The organism is Legionella nigrisilvae (assembly GCF_977063395.2).
In genome coordinates this window covers 147,402-167,428 of the sequence record NZ_CDRUGZ020000041.1, presented here as the reverse complement: position 1 = coordinate 167,428, position 20,027 = coordinate 147,402, and the positions used below count along the sequence as shown (strand labels likewise).

Here is a 20,027-nt window from a genome sequence, read left to right as displayed (position 1 = left end):
AGTGTCAACAACCAAGAGAAGGATATCTAATAAAGTGGGGTATAATGAGTAACCTATTCGATGCGCATTTACATATTATTGATTTTCGTTTTCCTTTAGTTGCAAATCAATCGTATTTACCTAATGAGTTTACAGTTGATGATTATCTCAATATGGTAAAACCATTGCGCATTATAGGTGGAGCAGTGGTTTCAGGATCTTTTCAAGCATTTGATCAAACGTATTTGATAAATGCTTTAAACGCATTGGGCCCAAACTTTGTTGGAGTAACTCAATTACCTGCCACAGTAAGTGATAAAAAAATCATTGAATTGAATTCTCAAGGTATACGAGGTATTCGGTTTAATCTGAAAAGAGGTGGTTCAGAACAATTAATCCATTTAAGTGCAATGGCACACCGAGTATATGAGATCGCCAAATGGCATGTAGAGTTGTATGTTGATCCTTCGGAATATATTGAGTTAGCCGATTTATTGCTGAGCTTACCTGCTGTGAGCATAGACCATCTGGGGTTATCTAAAAATGGGCTTTCAATATTGTTCAATCTCGTTGAACACGGAGTAAAGGTCAAGGCATCAGGATTTGGCAGGGTTGATTTTGATGTAGCAAAGGCACTCAAAACAATCGCCTCAATTAATCCCGATGCTTTAATGTTCGGAACAGATCTTCCTTCAACACGCGCGCCATACCCTTTCAAAAAAGAAGACATTACTCTTATTAGGGATAGTTTTGATCCGTGGATGGCAAACAAAATTCTATTGACGAATGCAGTTAATTTTTATCGTTTACAGCTTAAATATTAAAATGTTCCTGGGCTACCGTTGCCCCTTCACCCAGGTTCTATTTGTAGCATTTCTCACCTGCTTTTACCCTATATTAAATTTCGTCTTTATTAAGATTTATTGAATGGTTACAATGGTTAAAAATTTTTAGGTATAGGGACATGCCATTATTAGATAGAATTTTGGGAAAACCTCTTTCTTTAAGATCCAAGAAAAAACAAGCATTGTCTATAGCAACTGGAGTTCCTGCGCTTGGATTAGACTCCTTATCTTCAACGGCTTATGGCCCAGAGGCTATGCTAACTGCATTACTACCCGCAGGACTCATAGGATTACATTATTTTTTTACACTGAGTTTATTAGTAGTTTTTGTTCTTATGTTTTTGTATTTTTCCTATTTACAAACCGCCGCAGCGTATCCAGAAAAAGGGGGGGCATATGTAGTTGCAAGCGATAATTTAGGAAAGAAATATGGTTTAGGTGCAGCAATTTCGTTAATATTGGATTATCTATTGAACGTAACCGTAGGAATCTCAGCTGGAGTAGCGGCTATATTATCAGCTATTCCTTCATTACATCCTTACACACTTACTTTATGTCTTGTTATTTTACTGATGATTACCCTATTTAATTTGCGAGGTATTCGGGAAACAGGAACGCTTTTTTTGATCCCTGTCGTTATTTTTATCTTAAGCCTTTTCACTGCTTTGGCCATTGGTTTAGGAGATGTCTGGATTAGTGGAGCACAACCTCAGCCTCTACATCACCTAGAAAAATTACAAACGAGCTCTAATGAAACAATATCGTTTTGGATGTTATTAACTGCTTTTGCTTATGGATTGACTGCAATGACGGGCGTAGAAGCCGTGAGTAATGCAGTATCTTTATTTCGCAAACCCACAGTTCGAAATGCACAATGGACATTGACTATTATTGTAGGTGCCCTTGCTCTATTTTTAATACTCATTGGTTATCTTTGTCCCGCATATCATATTTTAGCGATGAATCAGAATGAGTCAGGCTATCAAACTATACTGTCCCAAATAGTTGAAGCAACCACTGGGAAAGGTGTTTTTTATTATATTTCCATTACTAGTATTTTTTTTGTCCTTGCCTATTCGGCACAAACTAGTTTCTCGGGTTTCCCTAGAATCTGTCGTTTACTAGCTGAAGATAATTATTTACCTCATTTTTTTGCTGAACGTGGACGACGCTTAGTCTTCTCAGCTGGAATAATTATCTTGGCCCTTTTTTCTGCCGTCATCCTGATTGTTTTTAAAGGAATCACGAATAATTTGATTCCTTTATTCGCTGTGGGTTCGTTTAGTGCCTTTCTCTTTTCTCAAGTCGGCATGGTCGTATATTGGTTTCGTAAGGAAAACCGACATGTTCGATATAAATTAATAATCAATGCAGTGGGCGCAGTGGTAACTGGAATTGCACTTGTTCTTGTTATTATTACAAAATTTATTGAAGGAGCCTGGATAATCGTTATTCTTGCACCCACATTAGCATTTTTAATGCATCGTATTAAACATCACTACGAACGAATTGCTCAGGAAATTGAAAATCCCATACAAATTGACCCTTTGAAACTGACACCCCCGATAGTCATTATTCCAATACATGGTTTGGATTTGATTGCCGAAAAAGCAGTTCAATTTGGAATGCTTCTTTCTGATGATATAACGGCCGTTTTTATTGATGCAGGATATGGAGGTGTTGAGGGCTTGCAGGAACTTTGGCATGAAAAAATTGAAATACCCGCCAAAAAAGCAGGTAAAGAAATTCCTAGACTGGAAATTATTAAATCCCCCTATCGTCGTATTTATAGACCTTTATTAAATTTTGTAAGTAAAGTGAGAAAAGAGAAGAAAAATCGCCTCGTTGCTCTTATTATACCTGAGTTAGTAGAACCAAAATGGTATGAGTATTTGTTACACAACATTCATGCTCCAGGTCTACGCGCTTTGCTTTTTTTAGAAAGAGACCCCCGTACGATTGTTATTACCATTCCATGGTATTTACGTGAGAACTAAAGAGAAGGACTTAATTGATGACACAATTTGAAAAGTTGTTTAATTTTATGAAAAAACCTTGGGTTATTATTTTTTATGCAATTTTGGTTTTTTTAGCCTATTATTTTGTAGATCGGTCTGTGGCAACTTATTTCCACCAATTGGATTTAGAAACCAAGTTACCCATTTTGGGGATACTTACTGCCTTAGGCAAATGGGTTGCTTATATTGTTTTGTTTTTTGTTGCAGGATTATATTTTCGATACATACAAGTTAATCCTGTTTATGAACAACGATCGTGGTATTTGCTCGGTTGTGTACTTTTAGCTAATTTAGTTTGTTTGATTTTGAAAGTTGTTTTGAGCCGTGCTCGTCCTGAATTATTGTTTGCAAGTAATGAATTTGGCTTTTATTGGTTTCAACTGAGTTCCAAGTACTGGTCTTTTCCTTCAGGGCATACCACAACAGTCATCAGTTTGGCTGCAGGGTTTGGAGCACTTTTTCCTCGATATTTTTATAGTTTACTTGTTATTGCCCTATTAGTTGCTGCATCAAGAATCTTATTATGCTTTCATTATTTGAGTGATGTGATGAGTGCATTTTATATTAGCTTATTAGTTGTTGGCTTTTTTACTGAATATGTTAAACGGAAGAATTGGTTCAAGAAAATCGCTGGTACTGTGCAATAACTAGGTCAGGGAGTGTACCAGAGTAGCAGTATCGATTTATTGCCAATCTAGGGAGGGATTTATGATTGAATTAAAAACTCTGGTTACTATCTATGCGAGTTACGACGAAGAAAAAAAATGTTATACCAGCGAGTTGAATCAAGAAGCGCTTTTAAGGCTGGATGCAGATTTCATTAAATTAATTAATCAATTGTTGCTTAAAGACGGTCCAGATAAAGATAGAATTAAAAAAAATTATAAGAGGTTATCTTTAAATTTTCATCCAGACCTCTTCGAGAAATTTTCTCCAGAAGCTAAATGGATTGAGAAAAATTTATCTGAAGCCCGCAATGATGGAGCTTGTTTTAAAACGTTAAGCCTGTGTTATGAAAAACTAACTTCACCTCAGGATTTTAAACCCATTAAATTTGATGAGATTAATAGTCGGGAAGATTTGAAAAAATGGATGGAAAACCTAAGAAATAGCTCTCGAACCTTTACTGAACGCCATTTTTATACAAGCCTATTAAGATTACTCGATGAATCAACGGGTTACTTAGACGAAGTTGGAAAAATAAAACCGAAGGGAATTCGCGCTTTAATTTCATTTCTTCCAATGGTTTTTATTAGTTTCGGTACTTTTGTTTTTGCAGAAGAATTATTTGCCGTTTATGCGCTTTATTTCGCTTTATTAAAAAGTGGGCAATACATTGAATCGAGTAATTCGAAAGAACTACAGAAACTTGGCAGCACCTTGCAAAAAATTACAATGGTTTCTGCGATCGCAACCACTACTTTATTGGTTCGTTTACTTGAAATGACGTTTTGGGCATCAAGACATTGTTATGATATGAGTCTTCAAATTGGTTCAACTATTTTAACGCCATTAATTTCTTCCTCTCCTGAAAAGTTTGATGACGGAACATCCGAGGAAAATTTATGCCGCGAATTAATTCTTGCAAGTCAAAATCCAAGTATTAGTGAAAATTTTAAAACTCCACAATTAAAGATGATTGCGGCACCAATCGAATCATATCTTGGATTATTAGAACAGCAGTTTTTCAGAAACTGGCGTGCTGGAGGGGGAAAGTATCGTGCGTTAGACGCATTTTTATTAAGAATGCGTGTAATAGATAAAGATGATGAACTTAAAGTTGAAGAGAAAATTGATCAAGCTTTTGAGGCGTTAAAATTAGTGAAAAAGAATTCCAATGTGTATACTGAGGGAGGAAAAACCGCCTTAGCCGTTGATCGCGCTGAACGAGTAATAAATCTCCTAAAAGATGAGTCCGATATGCAACTTTCTTTATTAGGTAAATCTTAGTTTTTGGAAAAAAAAAGGGGGATATTGAAGCAAGATAACTTGTTTCATACTCAATTTAAGGCATTATATCTAGTGAAGATACCGGCGGTAAATTCAGGCTAAATAAAAAGAAACCCTTGAATTCGGCACGGTATCTCTGGCAAGATGCGTTTGTTTTGATTATCCAGTGAGGAATTATGAAAATTCTCGTGGCAGTGAAGCGTGTAATCGATCCCTATGTCAAAATTCGGGTCAAATCGGACCATTCCGGAGTTGAAACACAAAATATTAAGATGGCAATGAATCCGTTTGATGAAATTGCTGTAGAAGAAGCATTACGTTTACGCGAAAATAATTGGGCTACTGAAGTAATTGCTGTCAGCATTGGCGGAGAAAGTTCGCAAGAAACATTACGGCATGCTTTGGCATTAGGTGCTGATAGAGCAATTTTGGTACAAACTGAAGAAGCATTAGAAAGTCTAAATATCGCTAAAATATTAAAAAAGATTATTGATGATGAAAAGCCAGATTTAGTATTAATGGGCAAACAAGCTATTGATGGAGATAATAATCAAACGCCACAAATGTTGGCTTCTATATTGAATTGGCCGCAAGCTACTTATGCTTCCAAAATAGATGCAACCCCAGAACATTTTCAAGTTACTCGTGAAATTGATGGAGGCCTTGAAACAATAAGTGTGAATTTGCCAGCGGTAATAAGTACTGATTTACGATTAAATGAGCCACGATACGCAAGTCTGCCCAATATCATGAAAGCCAAAAAGAAACCTTTGGATATCAGGCCACTTGATAGCCTGGGATTGGAACTAAAAAAACATATTGAGGTATTGCAGGTTACTGCTCCTCCCACCCGTAGTGGGGGAGTGAAGGTTGACTCAGTAACTGAATTATTGGATAAATTACAGCATGAAGCCAAAGTGCTTTGATAAGGGGGAGTGATGAGCACTTTAGTACTCGTTGAACATAATAATCAAACCTTACACCCATCTACTCGTAATGCTTTAGCTGCAGCATTGGAGTTAGATAATCAACCGACTTTACTGGTTGTAGGTCATCAATGCAAGGCGGTTGCAGAACAGGCTGCGACTCTTGCAGGAGCACATGCTGTTTGGTACATTGATAAACCTTGTTATGAACATCCTTTAGCAGAGCAAATAACCGATTTGATCCTTTCTTTTGCGCATTCTTTTCAAGCATTCATCGCACCTGCGAGCACTTTTGGTAAAAACATTGCTCCACGTATTGCGGCGCGGTTAGATGTAGCTCAAGTGTCCGATGTCAGTAAAATTATTGATAAAGATACATTCGAACATCCAATATACGCGGGTAATGCAATTGAAACGGTACGAGTTCTTGATTCTATAAAAGTGTTAACCATTAGAGCAACAGCTTTTAATCCAATAACTGCAAGTCAGACTAGTTGTTTAATCGAGCAAATTGACAAAGAGTTTATCGCAAAAGAGAGTCAATTTATTAAGCATGAATTAAGTAAGTCTGAACGACCTGATTTAGGAAGTGCTAAAATAGTTGTTTCTGGTGGAAGAGGATTGCAAAGTGCTGAGAAGTTTCAGTTGATCGAAGAGTTAGCTGATGAACTTGGTGCTGCTGTAGGGGCGTCCCGTGCTGCTGTGGATGCAGGGTTTGTTCCTAATGATTATCAAGTGGGGCAAACCGGAAGGATAGTTGCACCAATGCTTTATATTGCTGTGGGAATTTCTGGAGCAGTACAGCATTTGGCAGGGATGAAAGATTCCAAGATTATTGTTGCAATTAATAAGGATGAAGATGCCCCTATTTTTCAAATCGCCGACTATGGTTTGGTTGGTGATTTATTTGAGCTTGTGCCACAGTTAATCGCACAATTAAAAAACCGTTAGGGGAGAAAGTATGTTAGTAGGCGTTCCAAAAGAAATTAAACCTCAAGAAAATCGTGTGGGTCTTGTTCCTTCTAGTATCAGGGAAATTATTAGAGTAGGAAGTTCTGTTATAGTAGAGAGGGGTGCTGGATTAGGAATCGGTATTTCTGATGAAGATTATCAACATGCAGGTGCTGAGGTTGTTGACAGTGCTGATGAAGTATTTTCAAGAGCAGATCTCATTGTAAAGGTTAAAGAGCCACAACCGATTGAGTGCAAGCGTCTTCGCGAAGGCCAGACTTTATTTACCTATTTGCATTTGGCCCCAGATCCTCACCAAGCTCGTATGCTTAAAGAATCTGGAGTTACCGCTATTGCTTATGAAACAGTAACGGAAGAAGGCGGTGGTTTACCCTTATTGGCTCCTATGTCCCAAGTGGCAGGACGTATGTCTATTCAGGCCGGGGCTCATTGTCTGGAAATGGCTCAAGGTGGCAGTGGTATTTTACTAGGTGGAGTGCCTGGGGTCGCTGCGGCAAATGTCGTAGTTATTGGTGGAGGAGTAGTTGGTACTAATGCAGTGCGTATGGCGATGGGGATGGAAGCGCGAGTGACCGTACTGGATCGTTCTTTGCAACGTTTGAATGAATTGGATTTCCAATTTGGTTCTAAGATCAATACGGTTTATTCCACCGCTGATGCGATAGAACGATATGCTGCTAGTGCTGATTTGGTAATTGGTGCCGTTTTAGTACCCGGTGCAGCAGCTCCAAAATTAGTAACTCGGGCCATGCTTAAATCAATGCGTCCTGGCTCAGTACTCGTCGATGTAGCTATCGATCAAGGGGGATGTTTTGAAACTAGTCGTCCCACAACACACCAAGAACCCACATATGTTGTTGACAATGTCGTTCATTATTGTGTTGCGAATATGCCTGGTGCTGTCCCAAGAACATCAACTTTTGCTTTAAATAATGCAACCCTACCTTTTGTTTTAAGTATTGTAACTAAAGGTGTTAAGCTGGCTTTATTAAATGATAAACATTTACTTAATGGCTTAAACGTTCATGAAGGCAAGATTACCTTTGAGGCAGTTGCACGTGATTTAGGATATGAGTTCACACCTGCAGCTATAGCATTGGCTGGTCGATAGCATTTTGTTGTTTCTGATTTAAGTTGTACCCCGGGTTTATGGTGGATCCGTAGCCCGGGATTTAAGATACTTATTTATGCAGTAAATTCGTTTTCACAGCATTTCTGCCTTTTGCACTACAATTATTTTCTTTATTACACTAATATTCAATTCAAATTCAGATTCTTTTCTATCCATGAGGGCGATGTGAGAGTACTTATTTCCGGAGCAGGGGTGGCAGGATTGACTGTTGCGTATTGGTTGAGGCGCTATGGTTTTACCACGACAATCGTAGAGCGTGCAAACTCCTTGCTGACGGGGGGTTATAAAATCGATGTACGAGGTTCGGCCTTACACGTTCTGCGGAGGATGGGTATTTATGAAACCATTGCCAACGCAAGTACTGATATGCAAGGTGCCTTGCTTGTCGATAAAAATGGAAAAGTGATTCAACAAATGAGCGGTGATGAATTCGGCCATCGTGTTGGTGATGATGTAGAAATTATTCGCGGTGTTTTGTGTCAAATTCTAATGGATCAAGTCCATGGTGCAGAGTTCATTTTTGGAGATAGCATTGAAGGGATATCCCAAAATTCTGATCGAGTAGAGGTCAAGTTTCAAAGTACTAAAGTTCGAGAATTCGATCTGGTAATAGGTGCGGATGGGCTTCATTCAAATGTAAGACAAATTGTGTTTGGTGATGAGTCACTTTTTTCTCAGCACTTGGGCTTATATCTCTGTGTGTTTACAGTTCCAAACTATTTGAATTTAGATCGAATGGAGATGCAATACTCGGAATTAGGTAGAGTTGCATCGGTGTGGAGCGCTTCAGGAGAACCTCAGGCTAAAGCATGTTTTGGATTTACAACGCCACTACCCATTGATTTACGAGATGTAGAACAACAACAGCAAATAGTGAAGAGAGTCTATGAAGGGATTGGTTGGGAGATCCCCAAATTTTTGCAAATGATGCCTAATTCTCCTGACTTTTATTTTGATACTGCTGCTCAGATTCATATGGATCATTGGTCGCAGGGGAGAGTGATTTTATTAGGGGATGCTGCCTATTGTGCTTCGCCCATGTCAGGCCAAGGTACTAGTCTTGCTATCATAGGTGCTTATGTACTTGCTGGAGAGCTAGCTTCAGCCAATGCAAACCATAAGATTGCTTTCAAGGAATATGAACAACAAATGCGCCCTTTTGTTCGACTCAATCAGGAGTTAGGAATTAAAGCAGCGCAAGTGATGCGCTCTCAGGAGAAGAATAATGTACTTTCCTGGGTGCTTCAAAAGCTCATGGAAATGGCACCAAGTTATCTAATCAAATTTTTTATTAATCGCTCCACGAGACGTATTAATAAAGCAGCGCATTCGATTAAACTAAAGGATTATTAATATTCTTTGGATATCGCACCAAAAGCGCGAGACAAAAGGTTTATAATTATCGCTTGGGTATTAGGAGACGGGACACAAGGAATTAGAACAGTTCACCGCATCGCGGCAGCAGATAAGTTATTTTATCTTGAGTAGGGCAATCCCTAGTCGTGCAGCGGAATCTACTAGTTTTGATATCAGATTTTTTCCGCTGCATTTTAGTACGCTATATTTGATTCTAAAATAAACTATCTACGCTTGTTGAAAGTTGTTGTTGATCATTACTCGCATTATAAATGGGCGTGGGATCTTCTTCCGATGGAACTTCTTTATTGCGAAAATACTCGATAATGCCATTGGCCTGATTCGGATGCGCCAATAAACCGCTGTGAGGATCAATGCGGACAGCAACTATATCGTCAGGTTGTTTTATTTCCCCCTCAGGTTTTCCTTTTAACGCAACTTTCATAAAGTCGATCCATAAGGGCAAGGCGAGTCCTGCAGCATATTCATGTAAGGATTTAGGATTATCAAAACCAACCCAGGTTGTTACTACCAGGTCAGAGTTAAAACCAGCAAACCAGGAATCTACTTGATCATTAGTTGTTCCGGTTTTACCTGCTATATCCTGACGATTAAGCACTCTAGCTGCACGAGCAGTACCATGTTGAATCACATCTTTTAAAGCGGTATACATTAAAAAGTTAATATCTTCAGGAATAACTCGGGGTGCTAAAGTTGAATGATCGACATTATTGTCACAATTGTTACACACAACAGTGGGTTTGGCTTGTAATAAAATCTTTCCATCTTTGTCAGTAATATGGTCGATGAGATAAGGTTCGATTTTATAACCACCATTAGCGAAGACAGCATAAGCTGCAGCCAGATCCATAGGACTAACTGACAAACTGCCTAAAGCCAAAGATAAACCTCTAGGAAGCGTTTTCTTATTAAATCCAAAACGAGTTAGGAAATCGATAGTATAATTAATACCAATATCATCAAGGATACGTATAGAGACTAGGTTTTTAGATTGGACCAGAGCTTGTTTTAAACGTGTGGGCCCATTGAATTTAAGATTCACATTATGAGGACGCCATAAGTTTGGTTGACTTGGATCATCAACGACTATAGGCGCATCATTAATTAATGTTGCCAAGGTATAACCATTGTTTAAGGCTGCGGCATAGACAAAAGGTTTAAAACTGGACCCCGGTTGTCTACTGGATTGAGTTGCACGATTAAATTTGCTTTTTTGGAAATTGAATCCACCAACCAGGACTTCTATAGCACCGTTTTTAGGATTGAGTGCTACCATTGCGGACTCAGCTTCCGGAATTTGTGCTAACTCCCAATGATCCTTGGTTGAATGAACATAAATAATATCTCCAACGGCAACCACTTGCATGGCTTTTGATGGAGACTTTCCTACCCAGCCATTTTTAAGTGCTGGTCTAGCCCAGGATAAACCCGCCCAAGGAATAATAACAGTGCGACCACTCTGTAACGTGGCTGTAGCCTCCTTTTCTCGGACTTCGGTAACGACTGCTGGAGTAAGATGATTCAGTTGAGGATATTTTTCCAGATTTTTTTGAATGGAATGTAAGGATTTGCTGTCCTGTTCACCAATAGTAGCAACAGGTCCTCGATAACCATGTCGGTGGTCATAGGCTATTAAATTTTTTTCGACGACATCATTGGCGGTATTTTGTAATTTCCCATCAATAGTTGTATACACTTTGTAGCCCTTCGTGTAAGCATCAGGGCCGAAATTGTCATATAACGATTGACGAATCATTTCCGCAACGTAGGGCGCCTTGACTTCAATAGGAGTACCATGATACTTAGCTGTAATGGGCTGATTGATAGCATTTTGATACTGTTCTTCATTGATATAATGTTCTTCGAGTAAGCGTTCCAATACATGATCCCGACGTTTTTTAGCTGCAAGGGGATTTGCAATGGGGTTTTGTGTTGAAGGGGCTTGTGGAAGTCCTGCAATCATTGCCAATTCGGATAGATTTAGTTCTTTGAGCGGCTTTCCAAAATAAACCATTGCTGCTGCACCAACTCCATAAGCGCGGTTACCTAAATAGATTCGATTAAGATATAGTTCGAGAATTTTTTCCTTGCTCAACTCTCTGTCTATCTTTATGGCGAGCATAATTTCATTAAATTTACGCAAAAAGGTTTTTTTACGACTTAAGAAAAAATTACGCGCAACCTGCATGGTAATGGTACTACCACCTTGAGATTTTGTCCCGGTTTTTACCATACGAACTGCCGCACGGCCCAGGCCTAGTACATCTACACCAGGGTGTTCAAAAAAGCGTTGATCCTCAGTGGCAATTAAAGCATGGATCAGCATAGGGGGTATTTCATCATAAGTAACGGGAATTCGTTTTTTCTCGCCATACTCCTGAATAAGCAGACCTTCCTTGCTGAAAATTTGTAAAGGTACTTGTAATTGTACAGTTTTCAACGAGTCTACGTTGGGAAGTTGACTTTCAAGATAGAGGTACAACAGACAGCCTGCTACTATTAAAACAAAAGACAGGCTCATCAGCGCCCATAGACCTTTACGCCAGAAGTATGCCATTTTCATAGAGTCATGTGATTTTAATGAAATTTGGCGGGTATTATACAGTGATTCTCAATAAGATTGCGAGTTTTGTGCAAAAAAGAGGGTAATTTTATACTAATTTTTAATGTTTCATTGAATTTTGCAAGAAAACTCAATGAAACATAATGAGGGTAGTTAATAAATGTCGAGCTTTACTCAATCGTTACCCTGGGAAGACTTTCTTCAAAATCATCTAGTGTTGGTAAAGTTTGCGATGATGTGGGCGGGGTTTGCATTGTTGGAGAAAAAAATCGAGAAGAATTTCCTCCTTGTCTTTGCAGCATAGGAAGTCCAGCGAGACCATACCCATATAAAGGAGGGTATACCTGAAAACGTCTGGTTGGTGCTTCTTCGGTTTGTTTCTTTAAGCTCTCGTACTCTGCCTGAATTTTTTCTAATTTTAATGTTAATTCATCGATAGTAGTAAGTTGTTGTTTCTCTTTTTCGCTTAACTCAACTATCTTGTTCTCAAACTCGGATTGTTGGGTTGCCATTAATAATTTTAGTTGTTCTAGCTCTAATTTTTCCGCTTCTCTATCTGATTCTTTTGTTGATTTTTTTGATGCTTCACTTTGCCATTGTAATAAAGTTTGCTGTTCTAAACATATGTTTGCAGCAATATCTTTAAGTTCTTCATTAGAATCATCAGGCGTCATATGAAGTACGAAAAGAACTTCTTCGATAAGTAGTTGTCCTGAATTACAGTATTTACTTCCTATGTATCGATCATTCAATAGGCCAGCTAATTCTTTGACTCGAGAGTCTTGGAGTGTTACCGGATGCTTTACTCCTTTTTTTATATTTAATAATTTTCGAAAATCAATGAATAGTTGAGTTAATTGTTCTTGAAATGCCCTTAACTCATGCTCCTTAAATGGAGTTTTAATATCGAGCTGCTCTTTTAAAAAACAAATTTTATTTAAAAGGAACAAAAGGAATTCTTCCCTTCCATGGTAACCTTTTGTACATGCGATAATCTTTCCTTCCAAGTACGAAGCAAAACTAACGTTTTGAATTATTTCTACTGCACGGTCATGAGATTTTTTTCTGTGTATTGTAGGATCAACTGCAGTAACTAGTTTATCTTTAGCCTCGATATTGTCTTGGCTGTCATGATAACGAACTATAACGGTTGCCAATGCATAAATTAACTCTTCTAACCTAGTCATGAAAATCTCCTTTTTCAAAGCATAATTGCGAAATCCCATTACAAGTTGGTCTTTCACTATATTAAATGTTTTTGGGGAGTGCAAGTTGTTTTAACTTAATGGCAAAAATGCCAACAGGTCCACCTTGACTGAATTTCATGAGATAGAAAACAGTGTAATTTTTTAATAGGTTACGTTAACATCATCATATAAACCCAAAGGAGTATTTTTTGAATGCATGGAAGACTCAAGGGAATAGGAAGTATGCTCAGACTGTTTCAACCCAAGCATCGTTCCATTCTCGGAATCGATATAACATCAACAGCTGTTAAAATCTTAGAAATTTCAGGCCAGGGCGATGAGTTGGTTGTCGAACACTATGGCCGTGAAGTGCTGCCTGCAAATGCAATGGATGGGAACACTATTAAAGATATTGATGCAGTCTCTCAGTGCATAAAAAAAATAATTGACCGTCTAAATACCTCATGTAAGCAAGCTGCTCTAGCGGTTCCTGATTCCTCAATCATTAACAAAGTAATCCAAATTAATGAGGGTTTAAGTGACGCAGAGATGGAGGAGTTGATTGTTACAGAAGCAGATAAATATATTCCTTATCCGATAGATGAAATCAATCTTGACTTTGAAATTTTAGGTCACTCTGAAAAAAATCAGAATATGCTTGACGTGCTAATTGTTGCTTCACGAGCAGAAATTGTGAATCAACGTGTAGATATTGCCGTCCACTCGGGTTTGGAGGTAACAGTGGTTGACGTCGAATCTTATGCCGTAGAACGCGCAGCGCAGCAACTTGCTAAAGATTTACCTGCCTCTGGACAAGATAAAACCATTGCCATCATCGATATTGGTGCAAGTTACACGCATTTGTTTGTATTACAAGGAATGAAATTAGTTTACTCAAGAGAAGAAAAATTTGGCGGAAAGCAATTAATAGACTCGACTGCGGAACACTATAAAATGACTTTAGAACAAGTCATGTTGGCTAAGGATAATGGGACATTACCTGAGGATTATGAAAAGGAAGTATTAGAACCGTTTAAAGAGGATATTTTGTTGCAAATCAAGCGTACCTTGCAGTTTTTTTATTCCACAAGTCAGGATGGCGATGTAGATCATATTTTATTGGCAGGAGGATTAGCCAAGTTGCCAGGTTTGGTGGCGTTGGTTCAAGAGCGATTGGGGATGAGTACGACAATTGCCAATCCATTGTCACATATGACTCCAGGTAAGATGGTGAATTTAGATTCTATAAATAATGATGCTCCAGGACTAATGGTAGCTTGTGGATTGGCTCTAAGGGAAGTTAAGTGAGAGTATATGACGCAAATTAATCTTCTTCCATGGCGAGAGCTCAAGCGGGAGCAGGAGAAAAAGTTGTTCATGACTATGCTGCTTTCATGCATTGTGCTCGCGGCGTTTATTGTTTTTTTAATTAATTCTTATGCATCAGGGTTGGTAAGTAATCAAACCACACGCAACGAAATGCTCCAGAAAGAAATTAATGATATGGATGCGCAAATAAAGGAAATAAAAAATTTAAAAAAAACAAAAGAATTGCTGATTTCCAGAATGTCTATAGTACAGCATTTACAATCTACGCGAACACTAATGGTTCATTTATTTGATGAATTGATTAATGTAATCCCGGCTGGTGTCTATTTTACTCAGATAAATGGAAAAAATGATGTTATAACCGTTATTGGCTATGCGGAATCGAATACTTTTGTTTCAATATTAATGAGGAATATAGAAAATAATGAGTGGCTCCATGATCCTGTCCTAAGTCAAATTAAAAGAGAGGATCAAGATAATGATAAAAATAAAGACAATAACAAACAAGAATCTGCAGAGAATGAGTTTAAGTTAACTTTTGTGCTTGCGCCTCAGTTCCAGATCGGGATAAGACTATGAACGGTATTAACCTGAATGAATTGAAAATGGAAAATTTGGGACAATGGCCGTTAGTGGTTAAGATTTGTGTTCTTGCTGGGGTTAGTATTTTGATTATTGCTCTGGGGTATTGGTTAATCATACAAGATAATTTTACCCAATATGATCAACTTCAAGCTCAGGAGGTTACATTAAAAACAGATTTTGAAGGTAAGCAACGTCAGTTAATTAATTTGCCAGCTTATCGCCAACAACTGCAGATTATGACGGAGCGTTTTACCCAAATGCTGAAACAGCTTCCAGAAAAAAATCAGATGCCCGGTTTATTGGAATCCATTTCCAAAACAGGTGTTGCATCAGGCTTAAGATTTGAGTTATTTGCGCCCCAAGCTGAAGTAATGCACGATTTCTACATTGAGTTACCTATAAAAATTTCAGTAGTAGGTACTTATTTTCAGCTCGCCATGTTTATAAGTCGTGTTGCAGAAATGGATCGTATTGTAACATTACATGACTTTAGTATTGAAAGGGTGTCTTCCAAAGATAAAGATAAAGATAAAGTAGTTTCGGGAGATGAATTGATAATGAGCATAACTGCCAAAATATATCGATATCGCACACAATGATGAGACGAAAACTAGAGATTAGTTCTATCTTTTTTTTATCGTTACTATTGGTTGCTTGTTCCAATAGTAACGATGATTTGGTGCGATACATTCATGATGTAAAATTAAGAAAAACACGGGATATTGAACCAATTCCTTCATTTGCACCTTTACCAACTTTTAAATTTCCTGATAATAGTAATAGACGAAACCCATTTATGCCAACGACTCAAAAAAAGACAGAAGTTGATGTAAATGCTCCCGATAAAAATAGGCCCAAGGAACCCTTGGAAGCTTATCCTTTAGACGCATTAAAATTTGTAGGTACTTTAACGCAAGGAAATGAAATATGGGCATTGATTAAACTACCTAATAAAGATATTACTCATGTCCGGGTAGGTAATTATATGGGACAAAATTATGGCCGTATTGTTTCAATTAAGAATGGCGCAATTGAATTACTAGAAACAACACAAACTTCAGGAAAGTGGGAAAAGCACTCTACCACGCTTGAATTAAATACTGGGAAGTAGGAGTAAAAGTGCGGAAAATAGCTACTTTATTCATTTTATTTTGCATGAGCGTGGGTATGACTTTTGCCCAGAATAATCCTTTGATATCCGTCAAAGTAATTCCTTTGCCAGAGGAAAAGTTACGTATGGATTTCGAATTTGCAAACCCCATAAAACAAGAACCTGCAAGTTTTGTTACTCAAAGCCCAGCACGCATAGTCCTTGATTTTATTGACTCCAATTTGCAGTTGCCTCGAAAACAAAAAGCCAATGTAATTAAATTGGGCTCGCTGAATCGGTACTCGGTTGTTGCGGTGGGTTCACGTGTTCGGGCTGTTTTGGAGTTAAATTATTCAGTGCCTTATTCAGGAACAATATCTGGAAGGGTTTATACTGTTATTTTGAATGGCAAAAGTAATGAATTATTCCAACCCCCTCAAGCACTGATAATTACCAATCGCCCTGCCAAGACAAATTATGTAATCAATCATTTTGATTTTCGAGGAATTGAACGACAGGGTGGTCGAGCAATAGTGAATGTTTCTAGTACGAGTGTTCCCACCGAAGTTGAGGAGCATGGGAAAGAAATTCTAATTAAATTTTTAAATACTAAAGTTCCATCGAACTTACGGAAGCGATTCGATGTTTCGGATTTCCACAGCCCAGTGCAAATGGTTACTTTTCAGCAAGTGGGAAAAAATACCCATATGACTCTATTCAACAAAGGAGGATTTGGCCAAAATGTCTATCAGGTTAATCAACAATTTATGATTGACGTAATTCCTTTAACACCAGAAGAGGAACAACAGGCCAAATTGAAAAAGAAAGTATTTTCGGGGAAAAGACTTTCCTTAAATTTCCAAAGCATCAGTATTCGAGCCGTATTACAGTTACTTGCTGATTTTACGGGGATTAATATCGTAGTGAATGATCAGGTTCAAGGTGATATTACACTAAGATTAAATAATGTTCCTTGGGATCAAGCATTAGATATTATTTTAACCACTCAAGGACTTGACAAGCGGCAATCAGGTAATGTGATTTTAGTTGATAAAAAAGGTGTCTTTGAAAAAATGGAGGCAGAACAACTCAAAAATCAACAAACCATCCAAAAAAATGAGCCTGTACGTTCTGAGTTAATACAAATTAATTATGCCAAAGCAACCGAACTCGCAGTTTTGATTAAAGACAAACAAAACTCCCTTTTATCAGAAAAAGGTAGCGTGAGTGTTGATACACGTACCAATACCATCTGGATTCAAGATATTGGGGGCAGAATTGATGAAGTTAGAGAGTTGATTAAACAGTTGGATGTACCTGTCAAACAAGTGCTTATTGAGGCACGGATCGTCGAAGTAACAAAGGATTTTGCTCAAGACCTTGGAATTCGTTGGGGGGTTTCCAAACCGACCCATCTCAGTGGTACTTTAGAAGGGGCGAATCAATTAGCGCAGGGAGTCGCTCCGGCAAACGTCAAGCCCTTTACGGACCGATTAAACCTGGATTTAGTTGCTGCCCCATTGACAGGAGCTACACCAGCTTCTGTAGGTATTGCATTGGCACAGCTTGGCGATAATATCCTGCTTGATCTTGAACTCTCTGCTTTGGAAAGTGAGGGACTTGCTGAATTAATTTCTAGTCCTAGGCTCATCACAGCCAATCAACAGGCTGCAGAAATTCAATCGGGTCAGGAAATTCCCTATCAGGAAGCCACTTCGAGTGGGGCAACAGCAGTAGCTTTCAAAAAGGCGGTATTAAGTTTAAATGTAAAACCGCAAATTACTCCAGACAACAAGATACTGATGGAATTGAAGATTAATCAGGATAGGGCATTGCCAAACTTGACATTTAATGGGGTGCCAGCAATTGCAACTAAAGAAATTCAGACGAATGTTCTTGTCAGTAATGGACAAACTATAGTGTTGGGTGGGATTTATCAGCAAGATAAGAGTAAGACCATTACGAGGGTACCATTTTTTGGTCAGTTACCGGTGGTTGGAAATTTATTCAAAAACACACAAGTGGGGATTCGAAATGATGAGTTGCTTATTTTCATAACCCCCAAAATAATAACAAACTCACTATCAATTACGGCAATTGAGGGGAGAAAAGCAGTTCGTTTTGATGAAAAATAAAATTTTTCAGATGAGAGAAATTGCTATGAGCTCAGCCAAATTAAGGCTTGCTTTACGCATAACTTGTTTTTAACAGGGCATTATTTTATTAATGAAGTGATATAATATAAATGAATAAGATAAACAGTTATAAAATATGCTCATTTGTTGTAGAATAATGGGCGGGAATTTCTAACTGCGAAAAATACAGTTAGGGTTGAGCCCCAAATATCCCCCACTTTTGGCTTTGAATCATATTTTAGTCTAATGCTAAAATGGGAAGTTATTTCGGACTCGATCTTTAATTAATGACATTTCAGTTAAAGAGGTATGTGATAAAAAATGAGCATAGTTAAAGTACGAAATATTTTTCTCATCGGACCCATGGGTGCAGGTAAAAGCACTATAGGTCGTGCTTTGGCAAAGGAGCTCAAATTAGAATTTTTTGATTCGGATGAAGTAATTGAAGAGCGTGCTGGCGCGGATATCTCTTGGATTTTTGATATTGAAGGAGAAGAGGGTTTCAGGCGCCGCGAACAAAAAGTTATTGAAGAACTAACTCAAAAAACCAACATTGTTTTGGCTACAGGTGGTGGGGTGGTGATTACCCCTGAGAACAGAAATGCATTAGCAGGACGTGGCACCGTAATCTATCTTAAAACCTCCTTACAACAACAATTTGAAAGAACTAAGCGAGATACCAAGCGTCCTTTGTTGCAAACCACTGATCTAGAAGGCAGATTGGAATTGTTGAGAGATGAGAGGGAACCATTCTATACTGAGCTAGCTGATGTTAGTTTTGAAACAGATAAATTAACGGTCAAAGCTGTTGCAAACAATATAATAAAATATATTTATGGCGAACTTTGAGATATATGATCAGGTTGATGTTTCTTTAACGGAACATCAATATCCTATTATTATTTGCCGTAATGGTTTGCAAAAACCAGATTTCCTGCAAACTCTAGTAACTTCATCGCAAATTTTAATTGTTACCAACCAAACAATAGCTCCTTTTTATTTAAACTACGTGAAAGCCGCTTTTTCCAAAGCTCAGTGTGACGTGTTGATTTTGGAAGATGGTGAACAATATAAAAATCAACAAAGCTTGTTTGCGATTTATGATGTATTAATCCAAAAAAAACATCACAGAGATACCACTCTTATAGCCTTAGGGGGTGGAGTAATTGGCGATATGACTGGATTTGCAGCTTCAACATATCAGCGTGGGGTAAAACTTATTCAAATTCCTACAACTTTATTAGCGCAAATTGACGCTTCAGTAGGTGGAAAAACAGGAATTAATCATGCTTTGGGCAAAAATATGATTGGTAGTTTTTACCAACCCCAAGCAGTAGTTATTGATTTAAATACATTAAATACTCTCCCTGAAAGAGAATTCCGTGCTGGATTGGCGGAAATGATAAAATATGCTTTGCTTGCCGGGAATGACTTTTTTAAACTGCTTAGTGACGCACTCCGACAAGGATTAACTGCTAAGAGTCCCCAGTTGCCTCAATTAATAGCAGAATGTTGCCGTATTAAAGCTCAATTTGTAGAAACTGATGAAAAGGAAGCTGGACAGCGAGCTTTACTGAACCTTGGCCATACTTTTGCCCATGCACTGGAAACATATACCCATTACCAACAATGGTTACATGGCGAGGCAGTAGCAATTGGCTTATATTGTGCAGCTGTCTTGTCGCATAAAATGAATTTAATTAATGAACAATTGGTCGAACAAGTTGAGCAAATTCTACAACTTGCAGGTCTACCACATAAAATTCCAACGCATATTAATTTAGAAAAACTCAAAGATTTAATGCAATCGGATAAAAAAATTAAAAATAATCGATTACGCTTTGTACTGATAAAAAAACCAGGCGATTGTTATCTTGAATCTGGAGTAACAGAGGATTGTTTGTATAATGCACTTGTTGCGGCTGTAAGAGGAGAATAA

At 38.1% G+C, this 20,027-nt stretch carries 17 protein-coding genes; 15 read left to right on the top strand and 2 right to left on the bottom strand.

All coding sequences use genetic code 11. The features are described 5' to 3' along the window. Window positions 1-44 precede the first annotated feature (44 nt). From ACWTE2_RS26765 to ACWTE2_RS26730, 8 genes are all read left to right on the top strand, one after another. Window positions 45-803 (top strand): amidohydrolase family protein, encoded by a 759-nt coding sequence (locus ACWTE2_RS26765; RefSeq protein ID WP_454785155.1) that lies wholly within the window; start codon window positions 45-47, stop codon window positions 801-803. A 140-nt stretch (window positions 804-943) separates the two neighbouring features. After that, entirely contained in the window at window positions 944-2,821 is a 1,878-nt protein-coding gene (locus ACWTE2_RS26760; protein WP_454785154.1) for an APC family permease, read from the top strand. 17 nt (window positions 2,822-2,838) lie between these two features. Further along, complete coding sequence (locus ACWTE2_RS26755) at window positions 2,839-3,489, top strand: phosphatase PAP2 family protein (RefSeq protein WP_454785153.1); 651 nt, start codon at window positions 2,839-2,841, stop codon at window positions 3,487-3,489. Window positions 3,490-3,550: 61 nt separating this feature from the next. Further along, window positions 3,551-4,792, top strand: coding sequence for a J domain-containing protein (locus ACWTE2_RS26750; protein WP_182392971.1), 1,242 nt, complete (start codon window positions 3,551-3,553; stop codon window positions 4,790-4,792). Window positions 4,793-4,968: 176 nt separating this feature from the next. Further along, window positions 4,969-5,718, top strand: a complete 750-nt coding sequence (locus tag ACWTE2_RS26745) for an electron transfer flavoprotein subunit beta/FixA family protein (RefSeq protein WP_454785152.1) — start codon at window positions 4,969-4,971, stop codon at window positions 5,716-5,718. 12 nt (window positions 5,719-5,730) lie between these two features. Further along, window positions 5,731-6,669, top strand: coding sequence for an electron transfer flavoprotein subunit alpha/FixB family protein (locus tag ACWTE2_RS26740; RefSeq protein ID WP_454785151.1), 939 nt, complete (start codon window positions 5,731-5,733; stop codon window positions 6,667-6,669). A gap of 10 nt (window positions 6,670-6,679) precedes the next feature. Next, window positions 6,680-7,801 (top strand): alanine dehydrogenase, encoded by a 1,122-nt coding sequence (ald, locus tag ACWTE2_RS26735; protein WP_454785150.1) that lies wholly within the window; start codon window positions 6,680-6,682, stop codon window positions 7,799-7,801. Window positions 7,802-7,987: 186 nt separating this feature from the next. Then, entirely contained in the window at window positions 7,988-9,175 is a 1,188-nt protein-coding gene (locus tag ACWTE2_RS26730) for an FAD-dependent monooxygenase (RefSeq protein WP_182392975.1), read from the top strand. A 217-nt stretch (window positions 9,176-9,392) separates the two neighbouring features. On the opposite strand, the gene ACWTE2_RS26725 is transcribed toward ACWTE2_RS26730, so the two are convergent. Together ACWTE2_RS26725 and ACWTE2_RS26720 are read right to left on the bottom strand one after the other, a co-directional pair. Further along, a complete protein-coding gene (locus ACWTE2_RS26725; protein WP_454785149.1) occupies window positions 9,393-11,762 on the bottom strand; it encodes a penicillin-binding protein 1A in 2,370 nt (789 codons plus the stop codon). A 170-nt stretch (window positions 11,763-11,932) separates the two neighbouring features. Continuing rightward, on the bottom strand, window positions 11,933-12,949 hold the full coding sequence (locus ACWTE2_RS26720; protein ID WP_454785148.1) for a hypothetical protein: 1,017 nt from the start codon (window positions 12,947-12,949) through the stop codon (window positions 11,933-11,935). Between the two features lie 243 nt (window positions 12,950-13,192). On the opposite strand from ACWTE2_RS26720, the gene pilM reads away from it, so the two are divergent. From pilM to aroB, 7 genes are all read left to right on the top strand, one after another. Continuing rightward, a complete protein-coding gene (gene pilM, locus ACWTE2_RS26715) occupies window positions 13,193-14,257 on the top strand; it encodes a type IV pilus assembly protein PilM (RefSeq protein ID WP_454785147.1) in 1,065 nt (354 codons plus the stop codon). 6 nt (window positions 14,258-14,263) lie between these two features. Continuing rightward, window positions 14,264-14,857: a PilN domain-containing protein gene (locus tag ACWTE2_RS26710; protein WP_454785146.1), complete on the top strand. Its 594-nt coding sequence runs from the start codon at window positions 14,264-14,266 to the stop codon at window positions 14,855-14,857. Then, window positions 14,854-15,462 carry a type IV pilus inner membrane component PilO gene (locus ACWTE2_RS26705; RefSeq protein ID WP_454785145.1) on the top strand — a complete coding sequence of 203 codons (609 nt, stop codon included), beginning with the start codon at window positions 14,854-14,856 and terminating at the stop codon, window positions 15,460-15,462. Before ACWTE2_RS26710 ends, ACWTE2_RS26705 begins: the two co-directional genes overlap by 4 nt. After that, on the top strand, window positions 15,459-15,974 hold the full coding sequence (locus ACWTE2_RS26700; RefSeq protein ID WP_454785144.1) for a pilus assembly protein PilP: 516 nt from the start codon (window positions 15,459-15,461) through the stop codon (window positions 15,972-15,974). The genes ACWTE2_RS26705 and ACWTE2_RS26700 overlap by 4 nt, the downstream gene beginning before the upstream one ends. A gap of 8 nt (window positions 15,975-15,982) precedes the next feature. Further along, window positions 15,983-18,088: a type IV pilus secretin PilQ gene (locus ACWTE2_RS26695; protein ID WP_454785143.1), complete on the top strand. Its 2,106-nt coding sequence runs from the start codon at window positions 15,983-15,985 to the stop codon at window positions 18,086-18,088. Window positions 18,089-18,409: 321 nt separating this feature from the next. Beyond that, on the top strand, window positions 18,410-18,937 hold the full coding sequence (aroK, locus tag ACWTE2_RS26690) for a shikimate kinase AroK (protein ID WP_220471005.1): 528 nt from the start codon (window positions 18,410-18,412) through the stop codon (window positions 18,935-18,937). Beyond that, window positions 18,924-20,027, top strand: coding sequence for a 3-dehydroquinate synthase (gene aroB, locus ACWTE2_RS26685; protein WP_454785142.1), 1,104 nt, complete (start codon window positions 18,924-18,926; stop codon window positions 20,025-20,027). The genes aroK and aroB overlap by 14 nt, the downstream gene beginning before the upstream one ends.

Excerpts from the sequence above, each read along its gene's own strand:
- ACWTE2_RS26765 (WP_454785155.1), top strand. The coding sequence starts at position 45 with ATGAGTAACCTATTCGATGCGCATTTACATATTATTGATTTTCGTTTT.
- ACWTE2_RS26760 (WP_454785154.1), top strand. The coding sequence starts at position 944 with ATGCCATTATTAGATAGAATTTTGGGAAAACCTCTTTCTTTAAGATCC.
- ACWTE2_RS26755 (WP_454785153.1), top strand. The coding sequence starts at position 2,839 with ATGACACAATTTGAAAAGTTGTTTAATTTTATGAAAAAACCTTGGGTT.
- ACWTE2_RS26750 (WP_182392971.1), top strand. The coding sequence starts at position 3,551 with ATGATTGAATTAAAAACTCTGGTTACTATCTATGCGAGTTACGACGAA.
- ACWTE2_RS26745 (WP_454785152.1), top strand. The coding sequence starts at position 4,969 with ATGAAAATTCTCGTGGCAGTGAAGCGTGTAATCGATCCCTATGTCAAA.
- ACWTE2_RS26740 (WP_454785151.1), top strand. The coding sequence starts at position 5,731 with ATGAGCACTTTAGTACTCGTTGAACATAATAATCAAACCTTACACCCA.
- ald (WP_454785150.1), top strand. The coding sequence starts at position 6,680 with ATGTTAGTAGGCGTTCCAAAAGAAATTAAACCTCAAGAAAATCGTGTG.
- ACWTE2_RS26725 (WP_454785149.1), bottom strand. The coding sequence starts at position 11,762 with ATGAAAATGGCATACTTCTGGCGTAAAGGTCTATGGGCGCTGATGAGC.
- ACWTE2_RS26720 (WP_454785148.1), bottom strand. The coding sequence starts at position 12,949 with ATGACTAGGTTAGAAGAGTTAATTTATGCATTGGCAACCGTTATAGTT.
- pilM (WP_454785147.1), top strand. The coding sequence starts at position 13,193 with ATGCTCAGACTGTTTCAACCCAAGCATCGTTCCATTCTCGGAATCGAT.
- ACWTE2_RS26710 (WP_454785146.1), top strand. The coding sequence starts at position 14,264 with ATGACGCAAATTAATCTTCTTCCATGGCGAGAGCTCAAGCGGGAGCAG.
- ACWTE2_RS26705 (WP_454785145.1), top strand. The coding sequence starts at position 14,854 with ATGAACGGTATTAACCTGAATGAATTGAAAATGGAAAATTTGGGACAA.
- ACWTE2_RS26700 (WP_454785144.1), top strand. The coding sequence starts at position 15,459 with ATGATGAGACGAAAACTAGAGATTAGTTCTATCTTTTTTTTATCGTTA.
- aroK (WP_220471005.1), top strand. The coding sequence starts at position 18,410 with ATGAGCATAGTTAAAGTACGAAATATTTTTCTCATCGGACCCATGGGT.
- aroB (WP_454785142.1), top strand. The coding sequence starts at position 18,924 with ATGGCGAACTTTGAGATATATGATCAGGTTGATGTTTCTTTAACGGAA.